Genomic DNA, 3,201 nt, shown 5'->3' with positions numbered 1-3,201 from the left:
AGAGGTTGCGCAGATAGGCGGGCGCTCATGGGCGTTGCTTGGGGCGGTCGTCCCAGCGGTGGGTGGTCCAGGCTCGGCGGATCAGGCTACGGATGGTGATGATCGTGTCCGCGAGGTCGAAGAAGGCGTTGACGACGGTCGCACGGCGCTCGTAGCAGCGGGCAAGGCGATGAAAGGCGTTCTGCCAGGCGTGCGTGCGCTCGACATGCCACCGCTGGCTCGCCTGGATCGGCGCCTTCTTCCCCTTGTGCGCGATGCGGCCGTGCAAATCGCGGGCGGCGAGTTCGGTGCGGGTCTTGTCCGAGTCGTAGCCGGCGTCCAGATGGACTGTGATGTCGTCGGGCAGCGGCCCGAGGTCGTCCAGAAGGTCCAGCGTCGGCGCGAGAAGCGGTGAGTCGTGGCGGTTCGCCCCGGCCAGGACCCGGCAGAGCGGGATCCCGTAACCATCCGTCATGCCCGAGCGTTTCAAGCCCTGCTTGCCGCGATCGACCGGTGAGGGCCCGGCGACCTCCCCGCCGCCGGGAGCCCTGGTGATGGAGCCGTCGATGGCGATCTGGTCGAGCACGAGCCCGACGATCCGGTCGTAGGACTCCAGCACGATCTGCTTGAGCCGGGCGAAGACGCCGAGCCGGATCCACTCATCGCGGCGATTGCGGATGGTGGTCGCCGAGCAGGTCGTGTCGGAGATCGCCTGGTAGGAGCAGCCGAACCGCAGAAGCTGCAACAGCTTGTCGAACACGATCCGGTCGCTGATACGGCGGCGGTGGCACCCCAGCGGGTGGGACGGATCGACCGTAGGGCGCTCGGGCAAGAACGCCGCGAATTGGTTCCAGAGCGGGTCAGTCAGCCATGATGGAAGCACGGGCACAGGTCCCCCCAGTGATCACAGAGCGTCGCAACTCCATGATCACCGGGACCTGGGCCCGACTTGTCGCCGGGGACTTCCCACGCCGCCTATCTGCGCGAGTGCGGCGGATTACTGATGGGCCGCCAGGTGATGGAAGTCCCATAAGCCGACCATGAAGCGGAATTTGCTATCGCCATCCACTGCTGCAGCTTCGGGATGTCGCACACGAGGATGTGGAGGCTGTCGCTGGGACGATCAGCGTCGCCGCAGTGACGAGTCGAGCAGCGCGGGCGGAGTGTCGTTCTTCTCGTGTGCGGCGAGATCGGTGCCGGGGGCGACGATGCCGTCGATCGCGTCGAGTACGTCGGCGGAGAGCGTGATGTCTGCGGCGGCGAGCTGCGAGTACAGGTGGTCCAGCGTGCGAGGGCCGACGAGGGCGCTGGTCACGCCGGGGTGCGCGGTCACAAAGCCGAGTGCGAGCTGGATCATCGTCAGGCCGGCCTCGTCGGCGACCTTGGCCAGTTGCTCGACGGCGTCGAGCCTGGCCCGGTTGGAGGGGATGGTGGTGTCGAAGCGCTGCGGCATGAAGGTTGAGCGGCTGGTGGTGATCTCACTGCCCTCGCGGATCGCGCCCGACAGCCAGCCCGAGGCCAGCGGGCTCCACACCATCACTCCGAGCCCGTACTGCTCGGTCACGGGCAGGACGTGGGTCTCGATGCCGCGCTGCAGGATCGAGTAGCTGGGCTGTTCGGTGACGTAACGGCTCAAGCGATGTTCGCGGGCGGCCCACTGGGCTTGCACGATGCGGTAGGCCGGAAAGGTCGAGGAGCCGAAGTAGCAGATCTTTCCCGCGCGCTGCAGGTCGGTCAACGCCGACAGGGTCTCCTCGTCGCTGGTGTTCGAGTCCCACCGGTGGATCTGGTAGAGGTCGACGTGGTCGACGCCGAGCCGACGCAGGCTGTCCTCCAGCGCGGTGACCAGCCAGCGGCGCGAACTGCCCTGGCGATTGCGCTCGTCGCCCATCGGCATGGTCGCCTTCGTAGCCAGCACGATGTCGTCGCGGCGCCCGGCGATGGCCTTGCCGACCATCTCCTCCGACTCGCCGCCGCTGTACACGTCGGCAGTGTCGATCAGGTTGACCCCCGCTTCCAGCGCGGCGTCGACGATGGCTGTGACCTCGTCCTGGGTGGTGCGCCCGATCTTTCCGAAGTTCATCGTGCCGAGCGCGAGGGTACTGACCTGCACACCGGTGCGGCCCAAGATGCGGTACTGCATGACCGTGTCTCCTCATGAGGGGTGAAGCGCGGTGCATTACATGGCTTGGTTACCGGGCCCTGCTCTGACATCATGAGCAAAACGGAACCTTGTTCCGGAACGATACGGAACATCGTTCCGCTTTTGCAAGCGCGAGTGGAAGGAGGGTGCGGTGAGCGACAGCGACGAGGGCGCAAGGCAGGTGGCCCCGTCCGGGCGGAAGGACGCCCGACGTAACAAGGAAACCCTGCTCGATGCGGCCGCCACGGTCTTCGTCACGTCAGGCGTGGACGCGCCGGTACGCGACATCGCGGCCAAGGCTGGCGTCGGGCTGGGCACGATCTACCGCCACTTCCCGACGCGAGCAGACCTCATCATCGGCGTCTACCGGCACCAGGTCGACGCCTGCGCCGATGCCGGTCCGGCCCTGCTGGCGACTAGCTCTCCGTACACAGCCCTAGGGCAGTGGATCAACCTCTTCGTCGATTTCCTGGTGACCAAACACGGACTCGCCGCCGTGCTGCAGGCCGACAACGCCGACTTCGAGGCGTTGCATGCCTACTTCATCGACCGCCTCCTCCCCGTTTGCACCGAACTGCTCGAAGCCGCAGCCGTCGCCGGCGAGATCCGCCCCGACATCGACGCGTACCAGCTCATGCGCGGCGTCGGCAACCTCTGCATCGGCACGGAGAGCGATCCCCGCTACAACGCACGCCGCATGGCCGAACTCCTCGTCGCAGGGCTACGCCGATCACACCACTGACCTCGGCGACCTCGCGCGTGCGGCTCTGCTAAGAGGTCGCGCGATCGCCGCCCCGGATCGACCGCTCCCCTCGGCCGCTTCGGCACCGCCGAGGAAGCCGCCGCCTCGGCCCTCTTCCTGATGGCCAACAGCTACGTCACCGGCCAGATCATCACCATCGATGGCGGCGAAACACTCAGCTGACACCGACCCCCACCACCCGGCTCAGACCTGAGCATGACTGCAACGCATGCGCAGGTCTGCCCAGTGATCACAGAGCGTTGCAACTCCGTGATCACCAGGATCTGTGCCCGCCTTGTCGCCAGGGACTTCCCACGCCGCCTATCTGCGCCGCCTC

The 3,201-nt window shown here is 66.8% G+C and carries 3 protein-coding genes and 1 pseudogene; 2 read left to right on the top strand and 2 right to left on the bottom strand.

All coding sequences use genetic code 11. The annotated features are described in order from the left end of the window. Positions 1-25 precede the first annotated feature (25 nt). Positions 26-868 carry an IS5 family transposase gene (locus tag QNO09_RS39520; RefSeq protein ID WP_283975051.1) on the bottom strand — a complete coding sequence of 281 codons (843 nt, stop codon included), beginning with the start codon at positions 866-868 and terminating at the stop codon, positions 26-28. A 234-nt stretch (positions 869-1,102) separates the two neighbouring features. Beyond that, complete coding sequence (locus QNO09_RS39515; protein ID WP_283975050.1) at positions 1,103-2,122, bottom strand: aldo/keto reductase; 1,020 nt, start codon at positions 2,120-2,122, stop codon at positions 1,103-1,105. A 151-nt stretch (positions 2,123-2,273) separates the two neighbouring features. Between QNO09_RS39515 and QNO09_RS39510 the strand changes: the two genes are divergently transcribed. Then, entirely contained in the window at positions 2,274-2,864 is a 591-nt protein-coding gene (locus tag QNO09_RS39510; protein ID WP_283975049.1) for a TetR/AcrR family transcriptional regulator, read from the top strand. 66 nt (positions 2,865-2,930) lie between these two features. Continuing rightward, a pseudogene (locus tag QNO09_RS39505) lies at positions 2,931-3,047 on the top strand (SDR family oxidoreductase); the annotation flags it as partial. Positions 3,048-3,201 lie beyond the last annotated feature (154 nt).

The organism is Streptomyces sp. 378 (genome assembly GCF_030124145.1).
Lineage (GTDB): Bacteria > Actinomycetota > Actinomycetes > Streptomycetales > Streptomycetaceae > Streptomyces.
The sequence above is the reverse complement of the archived record's forward strand: the minus strand, read 5'-3'. Positions and strand labels throughout refer to the sequence as shown.